The following is a 614-nucleotide window of genomic DNA, read 5'->3' as shown; positions in this document are numbered from 1 at the left end:
ATGCCGCCATGCGCGCCACGAGCGCTGCCCGTGCTTCCAGAGCGGCGCTGTAATCGCTGAGGCTGATCTGCTCGCCCAGTCGGGCAATGCGCAGCAACCCCGGGTCCATCAATTGCCGCTGCGCATCGCTCAACGGCCCGGCCAGACGTGCTGCACCGGCAAACCATAAAGTATTGAACACCTCCAGGGGATCACTGAACCCCGGATCAATCTGCTCAACATGGGCACCCAGCTGCACCAGGCCTTCTACCGCCTGGGCGACCACCCTGGCCACTTGCGGGTCCACATCGACATAACCGAAGTTCGGGCTATAGGCGATACGCAGCCCCTTCAAATCAGCCCCGGCGTGCAACCATGGCGTGGTCCGGGGCGCGCCGATCAAACCATCCCGCGCATCCGGCTGGGCGATGGTTTGCAGCATCAGCACCGAGTCTTCCACGGTGCGGGTCATCGGCCCCAGGTGCGACAGAATCGTCATCGAACTGGCCGGCCATTGCGGCACATAACCGAAGGTCGGCTTGATGCCGAAGGTGCCGGTGAAGGCACAGGGAATCCGGATCGAGCCGCCGGCATCGCTGCCCTGGTGCAGCACGCCGAGGTTCAAGGCCGCCGCC

1 protein-coding gene is annotated in these 614 nt (G+C 64.5%); it reads right to left on the bottom strand.

Annotated features, from left to right (window positions below):
- The coding region (locus tag HX846_RS37110) for an amidase family protein (RefSeq protein WP_256740459.1) at positions 1 to 614 on the bottom strand (614 nt) is incomplete at both ends.

The organism is Pseudomonas sp. K5002 (genome assembly GCF_013386655.1).
In the GTDB taxonomy this organism is placed as follows: domain Bacteria; phylum Pseudomonadota; class Gammaproteobacteria; order Pseudomonadales; family Pseudomonadaceae; genus Aquipseudomonas.
The sequence above is the reverse complement of the archived record's forward strand: the minus strand, read 5'-3'. Positions and strand labels throughout refer to the sequence as shown.